This window comes from Acidimicrobiales bacterium (assembly GCA_035316325.1).
Classification (GTDB): domain Bacteria; phylum Actinomycetota; class Acidimicrobiia; order Acidimicrobiales; family VFJN01; genus DASXTK01.
Genome location: DATHJB010000033.1, coordinates 61,605 through 83,183, shown reverse-complemented (window position 1 = coordinate 83,183; position 21,579 = coordinate 61,605). Strand labels below are relative to the sequence as shown.

At 72.0% G+C, this 21,579-nt stretch carries 19 protein-coding genes; 6 read left to right on the top strand and 13 right to left on the bottom strand.

Annotated features, from left to right (window positions below):
* Positions 1-112 precede the first annotated feature (112 nt).
* Positions 113-1,138: an anthranilate synthase component I family protein gene (locus VK611_04815; GenBank protein HMG40624.1), complete on the top strand. Its 1,026-nt coding sequence runs from the start codon at positions 113-115 to the stop codon at positions 1,136-1,138.
* Here VK611_04815 and VK611_04810 read toward each other — a convergent pair.
* Positions 1,135-2,394, bottom strand: coding sequence for a PQQ-binding-like beta-propeller repeat protein (locus tag VK611_04810; protein HMG40623.1), 1,260 nt, complete (start codon positions 2,392-2,394; stop codon positions 1,135-1,137). The two genes, VK611_04815 and VK611_04810, sit on opposite strands and share 4 nt — an antisense overlap.
* 107 nt (positions 2,395-2,501) lie before the next feature.
* Between VK611_04810 and VK611_04805 the strand changes: the two genes are divergently transcribed.
* Positions 2,502-3,362 carry an aminotransferase class IV gene (locus VK611_04805; GenBank protein ID HMG40622.1) on the top strand — a complete coding sequence of 287 codons (861 nt, stop codon included), beginning with the start codon at positions 2,502-2,504 and terminating at the stop codon, positions 3,360-3,362.
* A gap of 1 nt (position 3,363) precedes the next feature.
* Here VK611_04805 and VK611_04800 read toward each other — a convergent pair whose 3' ends face one another.
* Positions 3,364-4,176 carry a biotin--[acetyl-CoA-carboxylase] ligase gene (locus VK611_04800; protein HMG40621.1) on the bottom strand — a complete coding sequence of 271 codons (813 nt, stop codon included), beginning with the start codon at positions 4,174-4,176 and terminating at the stop codon, positions 3,364-3,366.
* Positions 4,177-4,238: 62 nt separating this feature from the next.
* Between VK611_04800 and VK611_04795 the strand changes: the two genes are divergently transcribed.
* Positions 4,239-6,023, top strand: a complete 1,785-nt coding sequence (locus VK611_04795) for an acetyl-CoA carboxylase biotin carboxylase subunit (GenBank protein ID HMG40620.1) — start codon at positions 4,239-4,241, stop codon at positions 6,021-6,023.
* A gap of 13 nt (positions 6,024-6,036) precedes the next feature.
* Here the strand turns inward: VK611_04795 and VK611_04790 are convergent, their stop codons facing one another.
* From VK611_04790 to VK611_04770, 5 genes are all read right to left on the bottom strand, one after another.
* On the bottom strand, positions 6,037-7,092 hold the full coding sequence (locus VK611_04790) for a DNA polymerase ligase N-terminal domain-containing protein (protein HMG40619.1): 1,056 nt from the start codon (positions 7,090-7,092) through the stop codon (positions 6,037-6,039).
* The gene (locus VK611_04785) at positions 7,052-7,576 is read right to left on the bottom strand and encodes a MauE/DoxX family redox-associated membrane protein (protein HMG40618.1); all 525 of its coding nucleotides are present in this window, start codon (positions 7,574-7,576) and stop codon (positions 7,052-7,054) included. Before VK611_04785 ends, VK611_04790 begins: the two co-directional genes overlap by 41 nt.
* An 88-nt stretch (positions 7,577-7,664) precedes the next feature.
* The gene (locus VK611_04780) at positions 7,665-9,026 is read right to left on the bottom strand and encodes an FAD-dependent oxidoreductase (GenBank protein ID HMG40617.1); all 1,362 of its coding nucleotides are present in this window, start codon (positions 9,024-9,026) and stop codon (positions 7,665-7,667) included.
* Positions 9,027-9,119: 93 nt separating this feature from the next.
* Positions 9,120-9,962: a phytanoyl-CoA dioxygenase family protein gene (locus tag VK611_04775; protein ID HMG40616.1), complete on the bottom strand. Its 843-nt coding sequence runs from the start codon at positions 9,960-9,962 to the stop codon at positions 9,120-9,122.
* Positions 9,963-10,193: 231 nt separating this feature from the next.
* The gene (locus VK611_04770; GenBank protein HMG40615.1) at positions 10,194-10,928 is read right to left on the bottom strand and encodes a glycosyltransferase family 2 protein; all 735 of its coding nucleotides are present in this window, start codon (positions 10,926-10,928) and stop codon (positions 10,194-10,196) included.
* A 40-nt stretch (positions 10,929-10,968) separates the two neighbouring features.
* Between VK611_04770 and scpA the strand changes: the two genes are divergently transcribed.
* The gene (gene scpA, locus VK611_04765) at positions 10,969-13,125 is read left to right on the top strand and encodes a methylmalonyl-CoA mutase (protein ID HMG40614.1); all 2,157 of its coding nucleotides are present in this window, start codon (positions 10,969-10,971) and stop codon (positions 13,123-13,125) included.
* Here the strand turns inward: scpA and VK611_04760 are convergent.
* Positions 13,122-13,694, bottom strand: a complete 573-nt coding sequence (locus VK611_04760; protein HMG40613.1) for a dihydrofolate reductase family protein — start codon at positions 13,692-13,694, stop codon at positions 13,122-13,124. The two genes, scpA and VK611_04760, sit on opposite strands and share 4 nt — an antisense overlap.
* 197 nt (positions 13,695-13,891) lie before the next feature.
* On the opposite strand from VK611_04760, the gene meaB reads away from it, so the two are divergent.
* Complete coding sequence (gene meaB / locus VK611_04755; protein ID HMG40612.1) at positions 13,892-14,875, top strand: methylmalonyl Co-A mutase-associated GTPase MeaB; 984 nt, start codon at positions 13,892-13,894, stop codon at positions 14,873-14,875.
* Entirely contained in the window at positions 14,876-15,748 is an 873-nt protein-coding gene (locus tag VK611_04750; protein ID HMG40611.1) for a class I SAM-dependent methyltransferase, read from the top strand.
* A 21-nt stretch (positions 15,749-15,769) separates the two neighbouring features.
* On the opposite strand, the gene VK611_04745 is transcribed toward VK611_04750, so the two are convergent.
* The 5 genes from VK611_04745 to VK611_04725 are packed head-to-tail and all read right to left on the bottom strand — an operon-like array spanning position 15,770 to position 21,459.
* Entirely contained in the window at positions 15,770-17,365 is a 1,596-nt protein-coding gene (locus tag VK611_04745; GenBank protein HMG40610.1) for a glycosyltransferase family 4 protein, read from the bottom strand.
* A complete protein-coding gene (locus VK611_04740) occupies positions 17,362-18,720 on the bottom strand; it encodes a glycosyltransferase family 2 protein (GenBank protein ID HMG40609.1) in 1,359 nt (452 codons plus the stop codon). Before VK611_04740 ends, VK611_04745 begins: the two co-directional genes overlap by 4 nt.
* Positions 18,707-19,720: a glycosyltransferase family 2 protein gene (locus tag VK611_04735; protein ID HMG40608.1), complete on the bottom strand. Its 1,014-nt coding sequence runs from the start codon at positions 19,718-19,720 to the stop codon at positions 18,707-18,709. Before VK611_04735 ends, VK611_04740 begins: the two co-directional genes overlap by 14 nt.
* A 60-nt stretch (positions 19,721-19,780) precedes the next feature.
* Positions 19,781-20,482 carry a class I SAM-dependent methyltransferase gene (locus tag VK611_04730; protein ID HMG40607.1) on the bottom strand — a complete coding sequence of 234 codons (702 nt, stop codon included), beginning with the start codon at positions 20,480-20,482 and terminating at the stop codon, positions 19,781-19,783.
* On the bottom strand, positions 20,479-21,459 hold the full coding sequence (locus tag VK611_04725) for a glycosyltransferase family 2 protein (protein HMG40606.1): 981 nt from the start codon (positions 21,457-21,459) through the stop codon (positions 20,479-20,481). Before VK611_04725 ends, VK611_04730 begins: the two co-directional genes overlap by 4 nt.
* Positions 21,460-21,579: the final 120 nt, after the last annotated feature.

Sequence of the window (21,579 nt, the reverse complement as noted above, 5' to 3'; positions counted from 1 at the left end):
GTGACAGTGAAGGCGCAGCCCTTCACCGCTTGGGGCGGCGGCGGGGTGGTTGGATGGGTGACAACTAAGGGTTCACCGCCGTGAACGCCCCACTCGTAGGCTGCGGAGGATCGTGGCCCTGACCGATCTCGCGCCGCTGGCCGTGGTGGGCGGCCGGTTGCTGACCAACCTGGTCGACGTCACCTCCGACCTGGCCGCGCTCGACAGCGAGGGCCAGTGGGCGGTGGTGGTGCCCTTCGAGGGCCCGGCCATCTGCGCCCGCTTCGCCACCGTCCGTCCCGCCCGTCCCTGGCCCGGCCCGCCGTGGCGCGGCCCCCATCCGGACTCCTGGGTCTCCTCGCTCGACGAGGGCAAGTTCTGCGCCGGCGTCGAGTCGATCCGGGAGTCGATCGCCGCCGGCGACGTCTACCAGGTGAACCTCACCCGCCGGCTGGCCGCCCCCCTCCCCGACCACGGCGACGGCGAGCCCGACGTCGCCGCCCTCGGGGCCGCCCTGGGCGCCGGCAACCCCGCCCCCTACTCGGCCGTCGTCCGCATCCCCCAGATCGGCTGCCACGTCGCCTCCGCCTCGCCGGAGCGCTTCCTGCGCCGCGACGGCCGCGACGTCGCGTCGTCGCCCATCAAGGGCACCGCCGCCCGCCCCGAGGACCTCCTGCCCAAGGACCGGGCCGAGAACGTGATGATCGTCGACCTCGTCCGCAACGACCTGGGCCGGGTATGCGAGTGGGGGTCCGTGGAGGTGCCCGCACTGTGCGCCGTCGAGCCCCACCCCGGCCTGGTCCACCTGGTCTCGACGGTGACCGGACGCCTGCGCGACGGCGTCGGCTGGCCCGAGGTGATCGCCGCCACCTTCCCGCCGGGGTCGGTCACCGGCGCCCCCAAGCTGGCGGCGCTCGACGTCATCTCCCGCCTGGAGCCGGTGCCCCGGGGCGTCTACTGCGGCGCGGTGGGCTGGGTCGACGCCGACCGCCGCCAGGGCGACCTCAACGTCGCCATCCGCACCTTCTGGATCGACGACGGGCTCCTCCACCTCGGCACGGGCGGCGGCATCACCTGGGACTCGACACCCGAGGGCGAGTGGGCCGAGACCGAGCTCAAGGCCCACCGCCTCCTCGCCGTCGCCTCGAGCACGTCCTAGTCGAGCCCGTAGGCGACCACGCGGCCGTCCTGCGTGCCGACGTAGAGCTGCCCGTTGGACACCGCCGGGGCGCCCGAGATGGCGCTGCCGGTCGACGCCGACCACAGCGGCGAGCACGTCGCCGAACCACAGCCGGCCGCGGCGAACGCGTGCACCGACCCGTCGCCCCAGCCCGTGAACACCACGCCCCCGGCGACCGCCGGCTGGTCGCCGATCGAGCCCGTCGTGCCGGCACCGCCCGTGGCGGACCACAACGGGGAACACGTGACGGCACCACAGCCGTCGCCGTCGAGAGCCACCAGGCGGCCGTCGGCGGTCGGGACGTACAGCACCCCGTCGGCCAGCGCCGGGATGGCCGACGCCGGCGCGCCCAGCGGGGCCGACCACAGGATCGAGCCGTCGGCCGTGCTCACGGCGTAGGCCGTGCCCGCTGCGGTCGCCGTGTACAGCACGGACTCGGCGTCGTTCAGCACCGGGATGGTGCCCGAGCCGTCGAGCGGCGTGGCCCACTTCGGGCAGCGGATCCCGGGCGATCCGCAGGTCGCCACCCCGGACAGCGCCCACGCCCGCACGCCGTTGCCGAACGTGAACGGGTCGGCCGTCGAGACGAAGCCGATGCCGGCCTGGTACACGCCCGCCTCACCCAGCGTCACGGCTGGGGCCGACATGTTGGTCGACGGGTAGACGATCCCCGACCAGCCGACCGCCGGGTCGGCGGAGTCCGAGACCTTCAGCGACGTCGCCACCGGGCCCCCCGAGCCGAAGCCCACGCGGTGCTGCACCATCAGCGACCCGCGCTGGCCGTTGACGACGCCGAAGGTGTCGACGATGCCGAGCGACGCGCCCGTCGCCCCGTCGAGCCGCTCGACGGTGTAGCTGCCACCGAGGTTGCCGCGCCCGTAGCTGACGAGCAGCGTGCCGGCATCGGCGAACGGCTGCGACCCGAAGAGGAAGGAGCCCTCGGGCGCCAGATCGCGCTTCCACAGGCGGGTGCCGGTCGCCGGGTCGAAGCCGTAGTAGGACCCGTTTCCGGCGTTGACGTGGACGCCGGCGTTCGACACGACCGGGTCGCCCACGCCGACCTCGTCGGTCGGGGCGGTCCACTGCTCGGTGAGGTCGGCCACGTTGGCCGCGCTGATCACGGTCTCGAACGGGTTGTAGCCCGTCCGGTCGGGCCCCTGGCCGGGCTGGTACCAGCACCCGGCCAGCGTCATCGCGACCACCCCGACCCCGAACGCACGCAGTCTCTGCGTCATCCTGCCCCCTCGGCGTGTGGCCCGGGCATCCCCATGCCCCGGGCTCGACGTGAGCGAGGGTAATCATCGTCGACTCGGCCCCTCCGGTCGGCCAAGATGCCAATCCCATGACAACAGCACCAGGTGCCGCCGACCGGGCAGTGTGGATCAACGGGGCGCTCGTCGACCCCGACGAGGCGTCAGTGTCGGTCTTCGACCACGGCTTCACCGTCGGCGACGGGGTGTTCGAGACGCTCAAGGTGGTCGACGGCCGGCCCTTCGCGGTGACCCGCCACCTCGCGCGGCTGGAGCGCTCGGCGGTCGGGCTCGGCCTCGACGTCCCGATCGGGCCCGACAAGCTGCGCATCGCCATGGACGAGGTGATCGCCGCGGTCGGCCCTGCGGCCGGGCGGCTGCGGATCACGCTGACCGGCGGGCCGGCGCCGCTGGGCTCGGACCGGGGCAGTGCCGGGCCGACGCTGGTCGTGGTGGCGGCCCGGGCGACGTCGTGGGACCCGTCGACGACCGCCATCACCGTGCCGTGGCCCCGCAACGAGCGCAGCGCCGTCGCCGGGCTGAAGACCACGTCCTACGCCGAGAACGTGGTGGCGCTGGCCGAGGCGGCCAAGCTGGGCGCGACCGAGGCGATCTTCCCCAACCTGGCCGGCGCCCTGTGCGAGGGCACGGGCAGCAACGTGTTCGTGGTGGTCGACGGGCGGCTCCTGACGCCGTCGCTGCTGTCGGGCTGCCTCGGTGGCGTGACCCGGGCGCTGCTCCTGGAGGAGTTGCCCGGGGCCGACGAGGAGGACATGCCGATCGAGCGCCTGGCCGACGACGACGTGACCGAGGTGCTGCTCACGTCGTCGACCCGCGACGCCCAGCCCCTGCACGCGATCAACGGCCGCGCCCTCCCCGGCGCCGACGGCCCCGTGGCGCAACAGGCCGCCGCCGCCCTGGCCGCCCTCCAGGCCCGCACCGTCGATCCGTAGCTCAGGTGGGGCGGAGGTGGACGACGTCGCCGGCGGCGAACGTCCGGCGGTCGCCCTCGTCGGTCGCCACCACCAGGTGGCCCTCGGGGGTGACGTCGACGGCCGTGCCCTCCACGTCGCTGCTGCCCAGGTCGACCCGCACCCGCCGTCCCAACGTGGCCGATCGGGCGCGCCAGGCGTCGAGCAGCCCGGCCCCCGACGCCGACCCCGCGGCGACCAACCCCCCGTAGTGACCGTCGAGGCGACGCAGGAAGGCGACCAGCAGCTCGACCCGGTCGACGTCGTGGCCGACGAGGTGGTTGAGGGCGGTGGCCGTCGCCGCGAGGTCGTCCGGCAGCGACGCCGGCCAGTTCACGTTCACCCCCACGCCCACCACGACCACCATCCGCTCGTCGTCGCGCGGCGCGCGCCACCCCGACGAAGCGGTGCTCCCGGCCGGCCAATCGGCCTCGGCCAGGATCCCCCCAAGTTTGCGGTCGACACCACGGTCCGCGACGACGAGGTCGTTGGGCCACTTGAGGCCCGGCACCACGACCGTGAGCGACGACACGGCCTCCGCCATGGCCAGCCCGACCGCCATCCCCACCGCCCCGACCACCCCGGCCGGCGGCCGCAGCAGCACCGAGACCAGGAGCGACGCGCCCGGCGGGGCGGTCCACGTCCGGCCGAGGCGTCCCCGCCCGGCCCCTTGGTGGTCGGCCACCACCACGACGCCCTCCGGGGCTCCGTCACGCGCCGAAGCCATCGCGTCGCTGTTCGTGGAGCCGGTCTCCGCCACCCAGCGGAGCCGGTGGAACCGGGTCTCGGCCAGCAAGGAAGTCGCAAGCTCCGCCTGGTTACTGGCACGGTCGCCGGGCACCCCCGTAAACATATGGGGTGCTCTCCAAGATCCTGATCGCCAACCGGGGCGAGATCGCCGTCCGGGTCGCCCGTGCCTGCCGTGAGCTCGGCATCACATCGGTGGCCGTCTACTCGGACCTCGACCGGGACAGCCTGCACGTCCGACTCGCCGACGAGGCCTACGCGCTCGGCGGCCAGGCGGCGGCGGAGAGCTACCTCAACACCGACAAGATCCTCGAGATCATCGAGCGCAGCGGGGCCGACGGCGTCCATCCGGGCTACGGCTTCTTCAGCGAGAACACCGACTTCGCCCGGGCCATCACCGCCCGCGGCGTCACGTTCATCGGCCCTCCGCCCGAGGCCATCGAGGTCATGGGCGACAAGGTGTCGTCGCGCATCGCCGCCCAGGAGGCGGGTGTCGACGGCGTGCCCGGCACCACCCAGTTCCTCACGTCCTCCGACGAGGTCGTCGCCTTCGGGGAGCAGCACGGCTGGCCGGTGGCCATCAAGGCGGCCTACGGCGGCGGTGGCCGGGGCATGCGGGTCGTCCGGGCTCCGGAGGACGCCGCCGAGGCGCTCGACTCGGCACAGTCGGAGGCGCTGAAGGGCTTCGGGCGCAGCGAGTGCTACGTCGAGCGCTACCTCACCTGGCCCCGCCACGTGGAGATGCAGGTGTTCGCCGACACCCACGGCAACGCGGTGTGGGTGGGCGAGCGCGACTGCTCCGTGCAGCGCCGCCACCAGAAGCTGATCGAGGAGAGCCCCGCGCCCCTCTTCCCCGACGAGACCCGCCAGGCGATGGGCGAGGCCGCGGTGAAGGTGACCAAGGCGTGCGGCTACGTCAACGCCGGCACCGTCGAGTTCCTCTACCAGGAGGGCGACTTCTTCTTCCTGGAGATGAACACCCGCCTGCAGGTGGAGCACCCGGTGACCGAGCTGGTGACCGGCCTCGACCTGGTCGCCGAGCAGATCCGGGTGGCGTCGGGCGAGCCGCTGAGCTTCACCCAGGACGACATCGTGCGCCGCGGCCACGCCATCGAGGTGCGCATCAACGCCGAGGACCCGGCCGGCGGGAGGTTCCTGCCGTCGCCCGGCGCCATCGGCAAGCTGCAGGTGCCGCAGGGCTTCGGGGTGCGTTGGGACGGCGGCTACGAGGCCGGCGACGAGGTCAGCCAGTACTACGACAACCTCGTCGGCAAGCTGGTCGTGTGGGGCGCCGACCGGCCGACGGCGATCGCCCGCACCATCCGGGCCCTGGAGGAGTTCCAGGTGGACGGCATCGCCACCACGATCCCGGCCGACCTGGCGGTCCTGCGCCACGACGACTTCGTGGCCGGCGAGCACTCCACCAAGTGGGTGGAGGAGCGCCTCGACCTCACGGGGGTGGGTGGAGCGGCCGCCACCCCGTCGACCGACGACGCCGACACCGTCGCCGAGCCCAAGGTGCGCCGTGACGTCGACGTGGAGGTCAACGGGCGCCGCTTCGCCGTGAGCGTGTGGGTGCCGGAGTCGCAGGTGGGCGCGGTCGTCGCCGCGGGTGTGGCCGCCGGGCGGGCCGCGGCGCCTCGGGCCAGGCGGGCCGCGTCGGGCGCGGGCGGCAGTGCCGGCAGCGGCGAGGTGACCGTCCCGATGCAGGGCACGATCGTGAAGGTCCTGGTGGCCGAGGGCGACACGGTCGAAGCGGGCCAGACCGTGTGCGTGCTGGAGGCGATGAAGATGGAGAACAACATCTCCGCCGACCGGGACGGCACCGTGAAGGACATCAAGGTCGAGCCGGGCCAGTCGGTCGGCTCGGGCGACGTCGTCGTCGTCATCACCTGAGCCTCACTGAGCCTCAGAGGGCGACGTCGATCCAGTCGGGCGACGTCCGGCCGGGGCGGTAGGGAGCGTCGCGCCGCTTGCCGACCAGGCCGGCGACCCCGTGCTGCCCCGCGGCCTCGACCAGGGCCAGGCCGTCGCCGCGGTGGGCGGTGGCGGTGGACCAGGCCGGCCCGTCGAGCTCCAGCGCCTCCAGGTCGGCCCGGCGGTCCTCCCAGGGGGCCTCGAACCGGGGGTAGCCGTCGAGCCACACCAGGTCGAACACCATGAGCTTCACGGGCGCGCTGGTCGACGCCCGCTCACCGCTCATGGGCCGCCCCTTGAACCGGCGGGCCAGGTGGTCGGGCTCGCCGACCACCACGCCGTCGAGCACCGCCTCCACCGACCCGGTGGCCCGGCCGATCCGCCGCACGTCGACGAACCGGTCGCCCACGTCGTTGCCCCCGGCGTCGTGCATCCGCACCGCGCCCGCCAGCAGCGTCGTCATCACCCGCAGACCGGACAGCCGCACCTCCCAGGCCCACTCGTCGCCGGCGACGGGCTCGCCCGGCTCGGCCCGCATCGGGGCGACGACCTCCGGCGGCCAGCGCCAGTCGGGGTCGGGCTGGGGGTCCATGCGGTGGATCATCCAGTCGCGGTCGCCCCGGGTCTGGAACAGGGCGTAGCGGCCCCGCACCCGTTCGCCGTGGAGGTCGATCATCAGCTTGCGGTCCTCGTGCTCCAGCAGGTCGTAGGTGCCGGAGTCCCAGACGAACATGTGGCCGGCGCCGTACGTGCCCGACGGTATGTCGCCCTCGAAGCCGAGGTACTCCATCGGGTGGTCCTCGGTGTGGACCGCCAGGCCGTTGCGGCCCGGGTCCCAGGGGATGCCCCGGGGGATGGCGAACGACCACAGGACCCCGTCGTTCTCCAGGCGGAGGTCCCAGTGGAGGCGGGTGGCGTCGTGCTGGTGGACGGTGAAGCGGCGGGGCTCGCCGGTCGCCGGGTCCGGCGTGGGCACGGCTCCTTCCGGCTCCGGCGTCGCCGTGAAGTCACGCTTGCGGCGGTACTCCGCCAGCGGCTCGTCGCTCATCCTGTTGCGTTCTACCCGGCGCGGCGGCCAGGAACGCCAGCACGACGTAGGCCGTGAGCGCCCCGGCGACCACCCACGCCGGCCAGGAGGCGTCCAGGAGGGCGGGTGCGTCGGTCGCTCCCGCCGCGACCGCACCGGCGGCGAGCAGGCCGTTCACGACGACGTGGGTGACGCTGGGCGGGGTGTCGGCCCGGGTGAGGCAGCCGCAGGTCGCCACCGGGGTGCCCGCCCGCAGCGCCGTCATCACGAACAGGGCGAAGCCCAGGTAGCTGGCGGCCACCAGCAACGGCAGCACCCGCCCGCCGTAGGTCAGCGTCGCCGCGCCCAGCAGCGTCTCCCCCACCGCCCCGGCCCGCACCAGCAGCCCCGACGCCGGCCACCCGACCGCCCGCAGCGCCCCGACCGTGCGCGTCGGGTCGACCACCTTCCCCGCCCCGGCGATCACCAGGAGCAGCGCGGCGGCGCCGACGACCCCCGCGATCACGTCCCCACCACCGCCACCACCACCTCCACCCGAAATCTCGACAGAGACGGCGCCATGGCCACCAGTTCTGTCGAAGTTTCCGGCTGGCTCACTCGGCGGCTTCGGCCAGGGCCTCGGAGAGCGAGGGGTGCACCAGGAGGCTGTCGACGATGTCGGTCACCCGCAGGCCGTTCGTGACCGCCACCGCGATGATCGAGATCAGCTCCGCCGCCTGGGTCCCCACGATCGACCCGCCCAGCACCACGCCGGTGGCCGGGTCGGACAGGATCTTCACGAAGCCCCGGGGGTCGTCGTTGATCAGGGCCTTGGCCGACGCCGAGAACGGCACCTTGGTCACCCGGATCTTGCGGCCCTCGGCGAAGGCGTCGGCCTCGGCCATACCGACATCCGCGATCTCGGGCTCGGTGAAGATGGCGGAGGCCGCCTTGTCGTAGTCGAGGTGGCGGTGGCCCCGGGTCTGCAGGCCCATCACCCGCTCGGCGATCTTGCGGCCCTGCATCGACGCCACCGAGGACAGCGGCAGCTTCCCCGACAGGTCGCCGGCCGCGTAGATGTGGGGCACCGACGTGACGCAGTGGTGGTCGATGGTGACGTAGCCGCCGTCGTCGACCTTCACGCCCGCCAGGTCGAGCCCGAGCCCGTCGCTGTTCGGGATCGACCCGATGGCCAGCAGGGCATGGCTGCCGGAGGCCACCCGGCCGTCGTCGCAGCGCACCGCCACCCCCTCGGCCGTGCGGTCGAGAGCCTGCGCCCGGGCGCCCTTGAACAGGCGCACACCCCGGTTGAGCAGCTCCGACTCCAGCGCCGCGGCCACCTCCGGGTCCTTCTGGGGGAGCACCTGCTGGCGGCTGACGATGAGCGTCACCCGGCTGCCCAGCGACGAGAACATGTGGACGAACTCCACGCCGGTGACGCCCGAGCCGATGACCACCAGGTGCGCCGGCAACTCGGCCGGCGGGTAGGCGTGGCGGGTGGTGAGCACCCGTTCGCCGTCGACGTCGGCCCACTCGGGGATGCGGGGGCGGCTGCCGGTCGACACCAGGATGGCGTCGGCCTCGATCGTCTGCGTGCCCTCGGCGGTGGTGACGGCCACGTGGTGGGGGTCGAGCAGCGAGCCCGTCCCCTTCACCATGCGCACGCCCTGGCTCGACAGCAGCTGCACCACGTTCGACTCGAGCCGGGCCTCGATCCCGCCGATGCGAGACTTCAGGGCGTCGACGTCGAGGCTGACCGACGTGTCGGCCAGCCCCATGCCGCGGCTGCGGTCGATGAAGCCCATCGCTCCGGCCGTGGCGATCATCGCCTTGGAGGGGATGCAGTCCCACAGGTGCGCGGCGCCACCGACGACGTCGCGCTCGATCAGCGTGACGTCCGCGCCCATGCGGGCGGCGACGGTTGCAGCGGTGTTACCTGCGGGCCCCCCGCCCACGATCACGAAGCGCACGGCCATGGATTGAGGCTAGTTGCCTCGGCGACAGCCGAGACCGCTTGGGGCGGCGGCGGGGTGGTCGGTGGGACTACAGAGCCCCAGGTCGAGGCCGGGTCAGCCGACGGGCTTGTGATCGCGCTCCAGGTAGTAGCGGTCGCCGCCGATGTCGCCGCGCTCGTTCGGGTCGACGTCCTTGGCCCGCCAGTAGTGGGCGAGGATCGTCTTCTGGGTGAGCTCCATGTCGGCGATCGGCGCCCCGGCGTTGAGCAGCTGCGGGTGCCACACGACGACATCCCCCGCGTTGCCCTCGAAGTCGACCGGCGCCAGCTCGCGCTCCGCCAGCTCCTCGGCGACGTAGTCGTCGAAGGCGCCCAGCTCGTCGTCGTTCACGTCGAGGCGGCCGTCGGAGAAGCGGAAGGGCTCGACGGCGTGGCTGCCCGGGTAGAAGCGGAACGGCCCGGAGCCCGGCGACGTGTCCTCCAGCAGCACCATCGCGCCGACCATGCGGCCGGGCTCGGGCGGCGCGGCGTAGAAGGTGTCGACGTGGAGGCGCTGCTGGCTGCCCCGCTCCATGCTCACCGAGTCGGCCAGGATGGGGGCGCCTTCGAGCAGGTCGTCGAGCACCTCGACCAGCTCGGGGTCGAGCAGCGTCTCGCGCACCAGCGGGGAGTCGAGGTAGAGGTCGTTGAGACGGTAGGGCTTGGCCCGGGCCCGGTCGGTGGCCTTCGCGAGCGGGATGCGACGTTCCCGGTGCGTGCCGGTGAAGACGTCGATCACCAGGCCGTGGTCGTTCTTCTTGCGCTCGCGCCACAGGGCGTCGAGCTGCCCGTTCAGCTCGCGGAGCCGGCCGTGCGGCATGAAGCGGGGCAGCACGAGGTAGCCGTTCTCGGCCCAGTCGGCGAGCTGCGCCTCGCTGAGGATCTTGCGTTCACCGGCGAGATCGGCAGGCGAAGGCACGGGGTCGACAACCGTTGATAGAGCCTCTCCGGGCGTCATCGAACGGCGGCGATTCAGGGAAAGCCGGCGGCGGACACGGGAAATTACGCGCATGAGGAACTTTCGTCGCAGAATTCGGGTGCCCACCGGAGCGCCGATAGTAGTTACACCGTCAGGCCGATTCGTGGATGTGCTGCCCGAGCGGGCCCAGATCAGCGCGAAATTCGGCGCCTCAGGTGGCGACGATGCCGTCTAGCTGGTGAAACGCCGCACCTTGTCGCCCACCGACGAGTACTTCACGATGCACACCACGGCCCGCACGCCGTCGCGCCAGCCGATCTTCTTGCCGTCGTCGTAGGTACGTCCGGCGTAGCCGATCCCGAGCTCGTACACCCGCCAGTTCCCCCGGGCGATCTTTGCGGTGACCTCCGGCTCGAAGCCGAAGCGGTCCTCTTCGATCTCGATCGACTGGATCACCTCGCGCCGGAAGACCTTGTAACAGGTCTCCATGTCGGTGAGGTTCAGGTTGGTGAACATGTTCGACAGCAGGGTCAGGAACTTGTTGCCGAGGTAGTGCCAGAAGTACAGGACGCGGTGCGGGTGGCTGGAGTGGAACCGCGAGCCGTAGACGACGTCGGCCTGGTCGTCGAGCAGCGGCTTCACCAGCGAGCCGTACTCGGCCGGGTCGTACTCGAGGTCGGCGTCCTGCACGATCACGAACGGTGCGGTCGCCTCGGCGAACCCCCGTCGCAGCGCGGCACCCTTCCCCTGGTTGTGGCCCTGGTCGAAGACCCGCACGCGCTCGTAGCCGGAGGTGCCCACCAGGTCCTCGAGCACCTTGCGGCTGCCATCGGTCGACCCGTCGTCGACCACCACCACCTCCGCCGTCCACTGCGAGGCGAGCACGCGGTCGATCAATGCTGCGACCGTCGCCTCCTCGTTGTAACAGGGCACGACGACGGAGAGGCAAGGTTCGATCTGTCCCATGAATCGCACATGTTAGAGGTCCCTGCTTAGGCTCTCGCGCGTGAGCGAGAGCGACGCGACAGACCGCCCCGACCTGGACGACTGGCGCGCTGCGGCGGCGCGAGACCTCAAGGGCACCGACCCCGACGACCTCACGTGGCACACGCCCGAGGGCATCGACGTGAAGCCGCTGTACACCGCGGCCGATCTCGACGGCATCGACGACGTCGATTCGCTCCCCGGGTTCCCCCCGTTCCTGCGGGGTGTGCGCGCCACGATGTACGCCAACCGACCCTGGACCATTCGGCAATATGCGGGCTTCTCCACGGCCGAGGAATCCAACGCCTTCTACCGGCGCAACCTGGCGGCCGGCCAGATGGGCCTCTCGGTGGCGTTCGACCTGGCCACGCACCGTGGTTACGACAGTGACCATCCGCGCGTGGAGGGCGACGTCGGCAAGGCCGGGGTGGCCATCGATTCGGTCGAGGACATGAAGATCCTCTTCGACGAGATACCGCTCGAGAAGATGTCGGTGTCGATGACGATGAACGGCGCCGTGCTGCCCACGTTGGCGTGCTTCATCGTCGCCGGCGAGGAGCAAGGGGTCGATCAGGCACTGCTCAGCGGGACCATCCAGAACGACATCCTCAAAGAGTTCATGGTCCGCAACACCTACATCTATCCGCCCGAGCCGAGCATGCGGATCGTGTCCGACATCATCCAGTACACGGCCGACCACATGCCGCGGTACAACTCGATCTCGATCTCCGGCTACCACATGCAGGAGGCGGGGGCGACCGCCGAGCAGGAACTGGCATTCACCATCGCCGACGGTCTCGAGTACGTGCGATTCGCGCTCGACCGAGGCCTCGATATCGACAAGTTCGCCGGTCGCCTGTCGTTCTTCTTCGCCATCGGCATGAACTTCTTCATGGAGGTGGCCAAGCTGCGGGCCGCCCGCCTGCTGTGGCACCGGGTCATCGCCCAGTTCGAGCCGAAGGACCCCCGGTCGGCGATGTTGCGCACCCACTGCCAGACGTCCGGGGTGTCGCTCACCGAGCAGGACCCCTACAACAACGTGGTGCGCACGGCCTACGAGGCGATGGCGGCCGTGCTCGGCGGCACGCAGAGCCTGCACACCAACAGCTTCGACGAGGCGCTGGGCCTGCCCACCGACTCGTCGGCCCGCATCGCCCGCAACACCCAGCTCATCCTGGCCGAGGAGACGGGCGTGCCCAACGTGGTCGACCCGCTGGCAGGGTCGTACTACGTCGAGTCGCTCACGGCGTCCCTGGCCGCCAAGGCCTGGGAGCTGATCGAGGAGGTCGAGTCGCTGGGGGGCATGACCAAGGCCGTCGCCTCGGGGATGCCCAAGCTGCGCATCGAGGAGTCGGCGGCTCGACGCCAGGCACGGGTCGACCGGGGCGAGGAGGTGATCGTCGGCGTCAACAAGTACCAGCCGACGGACCCCGAGCACGTCGAGATCCTCTCCATCGACAACACCAAGGTGCGCGAGCAGCAGATCGCCCGCCTGGAGCGGGTGCGGGCGACCCGGGACGAGGCGGCGTGCCGGGCGGCGCTGGCGGCCCTGACCGAGGGTGCCCGGGGCGACGCCAACCTGCTGGAGCTCTCCGTGGCGGCGGCTCGGGCCCGGGCGACGGTCGGTGAGATCAGCCTGGCGCTGGAGGAGGTGTTCGGCCGTCACAAGGCCGAGATCCGCTCCATCCACGGCGTCTACGGCTCGGCCTACGAGGGCGACGAGTCGTTCGCGAAGATCCAGCGTGAGGTGGAGGAGTTCGCCGAGGCCGAGGGGCGCCGGCCCCGCATCCTGGTGGTGAAGCTCGGCCAGGACGGCCACGACCGCGGGGCCAAGGTGATCGCCACGGCGTTCGCCGACCTCGGCTTCGACGTCGACGTCGGCCCCCTGTTCCAGACGCCGGCCGAGGCCGCGCGGGATGCGCTCGACAACGACGTCCACGTGGTGGGCGTGTCGAGCCAGGCCGCCGGGCACAAGACGCTGGTGCCCCAGCTGGTGGACGAGCTGCGGGCCATCGGTGGCGGCGACGTGGTGGTGGTGTGCGGCGGGGTGATCCCCCCGCAGGACTACGACGAGCTGCGCGCCGCCGGGGTCGCCGCCATCTTCGGCCCCGGCACGAACATCCCGGCGGCGGCGAGCGAGGTGCTCTCCCTGCTGAGCGCCAAGCGCTCCGCCGCCTAGCTCGGGTCGGGGCTCGGGCTCACGCCGTACGCGAGGCGGACGACGCCCGAGTCGAACGTCTCCGCCGCCAGGAGCTGCAGGCGGAGCGGGCCGATGTCGTCGAGGATCCGGGGACCGGTGGGCCAGACGGCCGGGCTGACCCAGAACCACAGCTCGTCGACCAGGCCGAGGTCGAGCAGGCCGCGGGCCAGCTCGCCGCACCCGGTGACGACCAGGTCGCCGGCATGGCTCTCCTTCAGGGAGGACATGCCGGCCGCGAGGTCGCCTTCGAGGAGCGTGGCGTTCCACTCCAGCGGTGCGGTCAACTTCCGGGACGCGACGTACTTCGGCATGCCGTTCATCCGGGCGGCGAAAGCCTCCAGGCCGGGGACGTCGGCCAGCTGCGGCCAGACGGCGGCCAGCCCTTCGTAGGTCTTGCGACCCATCACCATCGCGTCGGCCGCCTCCCACATGTCGAGGGAGGCAGCCTGGCTGTCCGGGTCGAGGACGAGCCACCCGTCGGGCTCCCGCTCGGGCGCCTCGAAGGCACCGTTGACGGACACGGCGTTGCTCACGATCAGGCGACCCATGGGCGCGATCCTGCCACGCCGGCCAGGGGTCGAGTTCCAAGGGGGTTGGCGAGTCGTTTGTGGTCGTTTTGTTGTTCTCGAGTCGCTTGTGGTCGGTCTCCGACGACGGACGACTCGACTGTGGATCGGCGACCACGGATGACTCGGGACGGCCCGAGCGGCCTCGACTGTCACACCCCTTGCCTAGTGTTGGCTCCGTGACCGAAGCCGTTCCCGAAGCCCTCGCCGACGCCCTCCTCGCGGGCGATCGTCGGGCGTTGGCGCGGTCGATCACGCTGGTCGAGTCCACCCGGCCCGACCACCGGGAGGAGGCCACGGCGCTGCTCGACACCGTCCTGCCCGCCACCGGCACGGCGGTGCGGGTCGGCATCACCGGCACGCCGGGCGCGGGGAAGTCGACGTTCGTCGAGGAGCTGGGCACGCGGCTCACCGGCGAGGGACACCGGGTGGCGGTGCTGGCGGTCGATCCGTCGAGTCGACGCAGCGGCGGCTCGATCCTCGGCGACAAGACCCGCATGGAGCGGCTGGCGCGCGACCCGCAGGCGTTCATCCGGCCGTCGCCCTCCGGTGGAGCGCTCGGCGGTGTGGCCCGGCGCACCCGGGAGGCCGGCCTGCTGTGCGAGGCGGCGGGGTTCGACGTGGTGGTGGTCGAGACGGTGGGCGTGGGCCAGTCCGAGATCGCCGTGGCCGACATGGTCGACTGCTTCGTGCTCCTGGCGGCTCCCGGTGGCGGCGACGAGCTGCAGGGCATCAAGCGGGGGATCATGGAGCTGGCCGACGTGGTGGTGGTCAACAAGGCCGACGGCGACCTGCTGCCGGCGGCCAACCGGGCGGTCGCCGACTACCGCCATGCGGTGCACCTGCTGCGACCGAAGCACGAGGGCTGGGAGGTGCCGGTGCTGCCCGCCTCGGCCCTGCAGGGCAGCGGCATCGCCGAAACGTGGGCGGCGATCGAGGCGTGCACCGCCCACCTGCGCACCACCGGGGCGTTGGAGCAGCTGCGCTCGTCCCAAGCGGTCGCCTGGATGTGGGACGAGATCCGCGAGACCCTCCTCGACCGCTTCCGCCACGACCCGTCGGTCGCTGCCCGCTGGCCCCAGGTCGAGTCCGCCGTCCGCTCCGGCCACCTCTCCCCCGCCAGCGCCGCCCGCGCCCTGCTCGACCGGGAGGGAGACGAGTAGGTGGCCTATCCCGTGGCGGTGCGGAAGGCGGCCCGGGTCGGGCGGCGGATGTGGGCGGTGGCGCACCCGCCGCATCCCAACCCGGCGGTGCCGCCGTGGTCCCCGACACCCGACCTGCGCCGGCTGAGTGGCGCCTACTGCAACGTGTGTCGCTGGCGGGGCAGGGAGTTCGAGCGGCCCGGCCACGTCGAGCTCACCCACTGCCCCCGCTGCGGCAGCAACGGCCGCGACCGCTTCCTGCACTGGTGCCTGGCCGAGCGGGTCGGCCTGCACCGCGGCCTGCGGGTGGTCGAGTGCAGCCCCCGGCTCGGTCCGGCCTACCGCAACGCCATGGCGGCGTGGTTCTCGTACCAGACCAGCGACTACGACATGCGCTCCCACGCCGGCAACCTGCGGATCGACCTCCAGGCGATCGACCTGCCCGACGCCTCCCTCGACGTGGTCCTGTGCGCCCACGTCCTCGAGCACGTGCGCGACACTGGTCGAGCCCTGGCCGAGCTGCACCGGGTGCTGGCGCCCGGCGGCCACCTGCTGCTGCAGGTGCCGGTGCTGCAGGCCCGCACCGCCCCACCCGTCGGCCCCGAGTTCCACGAGGACGACACGCCGGTCTTCTGGCGCTTCGGGTTCGACCTCACCGCCCCGCTCCGCGCCGCCGGCTTCCACGTCGACCTGCTCTGCACGGCGGCCTTCGACAGCGCCGTCTACGCCGACGACAACCCGTGGCCCACGTGGGCGGCGCCGTTCGACGTGCCCGACATCCTCGCCGGCGTCATCCCGGAGGACCTGACGGTGATCGCCGACGGCCACCAGGCCACCCGCCTCGGCATCGAGCCCGCGTACCAGTACCTCGCCTGGGACTGCACCCGGCCCTGAACCCGCTCCGGCTCTTGCGACCTACGAAGGGAGGACCTGCGATCGGACGCTCGCCACGAACGCATCCCAACCGAAATCGCGAGCCCGTGCCTCGGCGGCCGTCGACATCGTGGCCCGCAGCTCGGCGTCGCCGACCAGGCGCTCGGTGTGGGTGACGAGCTCCTCCACGGTGCCGAAGCGGAACCCGGACACGCCCTGCTCCACGATCTCGGCCTGACCGGCGGCGTCGATCACGACGGGCACGGCCCCCGCCGACATCGCCTCGACCGTGGTGATGCCGAAGTGCTCCTGGCGCTCGGGGTGCCGCTCGACGTCTTCGCCCAGCCCGGCGGCGTGCCAGAAGACCGCCGCCTCGCCGTAGAGGGTGCGCAGCTCGGCGCCGGTGGCGTCGGGGTGGAGCACCACCGGTAGCCCGGTGGCGGCGTCGCGGACCTGGTCGAGGTAGGCCTGGTGCTCGGGAGCGCAGCCGCCGACGAGGTGGAGCTCCCAGCCGTCGGCCTGGCCCCGTTCGACCAGCTGCCGGAACGCCCCCACCAGCTCCAGCTGCTTCTTGTTGTGGCCGGTGCCGGGAACGAAGAACCGGCCGACGCCCAGGATGATCGGCTTCTTCTCGTCGGCTCGGGCGAACGACGGCACCGGCGGGTAGAGGACGCCGCTGTCGCGTTGCCACATCCGGGCCACCCAGCCCTGGGTGTACCGCGAGTTCGACAGCACGCGGTCGTAGCTGTCGAGGGCGTCGAACCGCTCGCCCTGCTCGGTCGCCAGCAACGGCACCGCCGCGGCGATCCTGGCCCGCCACCCCTGGCCGCCGTACCACCCGGCCACCGGCACGCCCAACACCCGGGTGTCGGCCCCGAGCCCCAACACGTGCGGCACCCACCCCGCACTCGACAACGTCACCGTCACGGGTTCCGTGGCCGGCCGCGGTGGGGTGGGCCCCCGGGCCGCGGGGATGTCGACCGAGAACGTGAGGGGGATCGTGCGGTGGCGGTCGAGGCGGCCCGACGGTGGGGTGATCGTGACGCGGCCGAGGACCTGGCCGTCGTGTTCGACGGTCACCTCGGTGGGGGCCAGGGCCGGCGGGACGTAGCGGCCCAGGAGCAGGGTGACCTGGTGGCGGCCGGGCTTCGCCGCCCGCACCCTCAGCTCGGCCTCGCCGGACGTCCAGTGCAGCGTGTGCAGCCGGGCCGACTCGGGCGAGTAGAACCCGTCGCCCAGCGACACCTCGACACCACCGGACAGGCCCAACGTCCGGGCGACCCGACCCACCCGCCCCACGGCCCGGTGCCGCGCCGACGGCCGGAACCCCGGGAAGTGCACCACGTACACACCCCGGCGGGCCCGGTTGGTGTCACGGCTGAGGAACGAGGCGTTGACGAAGAGGTCGAACCCCGCCGTCGCCGCCGACACCGCCCCGGCCCGGTCGGCCTCCACCTGGTGCACGTCGACGCCGGACAGGTCGAGCTGGAGCCGCTCCCCCAGCCGGTCCAGGTCCAGCGGCTCGTGGGCCAGCAACGTCACGTCGTGGTCGGCCGCCAGCGCCGCGGCGATCCCCGCCGCGAACTTCTCGCCCCCACCGGCCGTCGGCCAGTAGCGGTCGTAGACCGCGACCTTCATCGCGCCGGCGTCGGGGTGAGGCGGCCGAGCAGCACCTCGTCGGACACCGTGGCGGCTCGACGGATCCGGCGCCGCGCCACGAGCGCGCCGGGGAGCAGCCGCAGGAAACCGAGGAACGACTTGGCCCGGCGCAGCACCTGCGTCGGGTTGGGCCGCCGCGCCCGCAGCACCGGGCGGACCAGGTCGCGCCGGGCGTACGACGCGGTGACCAGCAGGTAGCGCCACACCGCCCGCGACGCCATCGAGCGGGGCGCGTTCTTCACCAGCATGAACAGCCGGTTCCGCTCGACGTAGTGCTGGAAGATCGGCGACCCCTCGCCCGTCGACGCGGCATGGATGTGGCGGGTCACGGCCCCCGGCACGTAGCGGTAGCGCCACCCCCGGCTCTGCCCCCGCCACGACAGGTCGGTGTCCTCGTAGTAGAGGAAGAACCGCTCGTCGAACAGCCCCACGTCGGCCAGGTACTCCGGCCGGAACAGGACGCTGCCGCCGCACCAGGCGAACACGTCGGCCGGCTCGTCGTACTGCCCCCGGTCGACCTCCAGGTAGCCCCGGTCGGCGCCCGACCCGTCGTCGAACACCACCGACCCGACGTTGTTGACCACGTCGATCGGCGTGCCGTCCAGAGGCACCTCGAACCACGCCGGCTCGACGCCGACCTCCACCGCCAGCTCTCGAGCCCCGCAGCGCAGCGTCACGGTCTTCGCCGACTCCGCCGCCAACCGCACCTCGCCGACGCCGCCGACGGGGATCCGCACCAGGGCCCGACCCCGGGTCCACTGGAAGGTCCCGTCGCGCCCGTGCTCCAGGCCCCAGCCGCCCTCGGCGAGCTGGGCGTCGCGCCAGCGGTCGATCCCGTCGACCCGTACGCCGCTCACCATCACGCCCAGCTCCCGGGCATCGGCCACGCCCGGCACGAAGGTCGGCGACTCCACCGACACCTCCACGAACCGGTCGGCGAACAGCATCTTGGCCGACACCGCGCCCAGCTCCGCATCGGCTGCCAGGGCCGCGACCATGTGGTGCAGCCAGTCCGGCTCGACGAAGGCGTCGGAGTTGACCAGCCCCACGTAGTCGACGCCGGCGAGGTCGCGCATGGCCAGGTTGTTGGCCGGGAACCCCGTGTTGGCGGTGTTGCGCAGGACCCGCACGGTCGACGGAGGGAAGCGCTCCGACACGACGGCGGTGCTGCCGTCGGTCGACAGGTTGTCGACCACCACCAGGTCCAGGCGGTCGGCGGGCCAGTCGAGCTTGGTCAGCGCCTCGATGCAACGGACGACGAAGTCGCCGCCGTTGTAGTTGAGCACCACCAACCGCACCCGGGGCGGCCCGGGCGGCGGCTCAGGGCTCGACATCGAGCTCGGTATCGCCCCCGCCCTCACGTCCGGCGATGTAGTGCGACGGCGGGACGCCCAGCTGCAGCTCGATGCGCCGCACGCGCTCGAGCGTGCGCTGCGTCACCGTGCGGCTCGCCGAGATGGCGTCGGCGATGACCCCCAGGGCGAACACCTGGAGGGCGGCCATGAACAGCACGCCTCCCAGCACCAGCGACTGGAGGTGGCCGGCACGGTCGCCGTAGCGCAGCCAGTCGTACAGGAACGGCACCCAGGCCGCCACGGCGAACAACGCCAGCGCCGCGGCCAGCGTGGAGAACACCCGCAGCGGCTCGTAGCCGGTGTAGATGCGGAAGATCGCCCCCACGTTGCGGCGGATGTACGTCCACATCGACCCGAAGAGCCGCGACTCGCGCGTCTTCTCGTTGGTGCCGACGGTGACGTGGCTCACGGCCACCAGGCTCTTGCCCGCCTGGATCAGCGACTCGAGCGTGTAGGTGAACTTGTTGACGACGGTGAGGCCCAGCGCGGCCTCACGGTTGTAGGCCCGGAAGCCCGAGGTGGCGTCGGGCACGTTGGTGTCGGACGCCTGCCGCAGGACCCACGAACCCAAGCGCTGCAGCCGCTTCTTCGCGAACGAGAAGTGCTCGATGCCCATCACGTTGCGGTCGCCCACCACCATGTCGGCGTCGCCGGTGAGGATGGGCTTGACGAGCGCGGGGATGTCGGCCGCGGAGTACTGGTTGTCGGCGTCGGTGTTGACGATCACGTCGGCGCCGAGCTTCAGGCAGGCGTCGAGGCCCGCCTGGAAGGCGGAGGCGAGGCCCCGGTTGTTGGTGAGCCGCACGATGTGGTCGACCCCGCACTCCAGCGCCACCTCGACGGTGCGGTCGGTGGAGCCGTCGTCGATGACCAGCCACTCGACCTCGTCGAAACCGTCGACCTTCCGGGGCAAGTCACCGAGAGTCGCAGGTAGCTGCTGCTCTTCGTTGAGACAGGGGATCTGGATGATCAGTTTCATGGACGTCGACCACGGTAGTCGTTGGCTCCCAGCCTGGTTTTCTCGGCCGGGCGCCGCGGGTCAGGCCGGCTTCCGCAGCAAGGCCGTCGCCTCGCGGTAAGGGAGGCTGGGTGCCCAACCGCGCTTGACGTCGACCTCGATGCCCGACCCGGCGATCGCCGCGGCGTAGCGGCTGCGGCCGGCGTTGTCGAAGACCACCATGCCGTCGTCGGCCAGGTGCGGGAGAGCCGCCTGCAGGCAGGCGGACCGGGCCCGGCCGTCGACCACGATCAGGTCGAACAGGCCGCCGACGTCGTCGATGGTCCGGACGTAGTCGGCGAAGTCGAGCTGCTCGTGACCCTTGCGCTCGGACACCGCGGTGGAGTCGTCCGTGCGCTCGCCGGCCTCGACCCCCCGCAGGTCGACGTTGTCGTGGCGCTTCAGCCGCGGTTCGAGGATCTGCACGAAGGAGAGGTCGTGCTCGACCGAGTGCACCTCGGTCGCCCGTTCGGCCAGCCACAGGGTGCTGGCACCGGCACCGAACTCGAAGACCCGCACGTCGCCGCGGCGCCCGCTCAGGAAGTCGTCGACCTCGGCGATCGCCCCGTAGGTCCACCACGGCAGGCCGACGGCGATCATGCGGTCGACGTCGTAGATGGCGAACAGCGAGTAGACGTGCCGGCCGAAGGGGCTGCGTCGCCGGGACAGCCAGCCCAGCACGCCGAGTCGGTCGAGGGCGGCGGCGCCGAGACGGCTGACCCGCACGTAGGCGCGGCGGATCATCGGGTCAGCTCCGTGTCGTCGATGACCGGATCGACCAGCGAGCGGTCGGCCGTGCGGCTCTGCACCAGCTCGGAGAGCACGCCCAGCGACACGAGCTGCACCGCCACCACCTCGAGCAGGATGCCGAAGAAGAGCAGTGGCCGGGTGCCGATCGGCTGGTCGGTGAAAGCCCAGACCCCGCTGAGGTAGGCGAGGACCAGGAAGCCCACGACCCCGAAGATGATGCCCGCGCCGCCGAAGAGGTGGCCCGGGCGGCGCCCGTAGCGGGTCAGCATGAACACGGTGAGCAGGTCGAGGAAGCCGCGCACGTAGCGCTCGATGCCGTACTTCGACTTGCCGTGCGTCCGGGGACGGTGGTTCACAGGGATCTCGCCGATGCGGTAGCCGAGGCTGAACGCCGTGACCGGCACGTAGCGGTGCAGCTCGCCGTACAGCGGCACCTGCTCGTAGACCTGGCGGCTGGCCGCCTTGAAGCCGCAGTTGTGGTCGTGCAGGCGCACCCCGGTGACGATGCCGGTGATCGAGTTGAAGACCTTCGACGGCAGGCGCTTGCCCAGCGGGTCCTTGCGGTCGTGCTTCCAGCCGGAGACCAGGTCGTAGCCGGTGTCGAGCTCCTCGAGGAACCGGGGCAGCTCGGCGGCGTCGTCCTGGAGGTCGGCGTCCATGGTCACTATGACCTTGCCCGTCGACGTCTCGACGCCCACCTTCAGCGCCGCGGCCTTGCCGAGGTTGCGGCGCAGCCTCACGCCCCGGACCGCCGGGTGGCCGGCGGCGAGCTCGGAGATCGTCTTCCAGCTCTCGTCGGTGCTGCCGTCGTCGATGAAGACGACCTCGAAGGCCAGGTCAGGCAGCTCGGTGAACGCCGTCTCGATCTCTTCGACGACCGTCACCAGGGTGACGGCCTCGTTGAGCACCGGGACGAGGATGCTCACGTCGAGCTGGGGCCCGTCCCACGACTCGGTTTGACTCTCGCTCACGCTGGGTGCCCACCCGCTCGGTCGGGCGATCACATCGGCTCCTGCCGCAATCGCAGAACCCGGCGACTATAGCTCCGCTCGTCGAGGGCTTGAAGACCCACCGGTGGCGCCCGTTCCGGC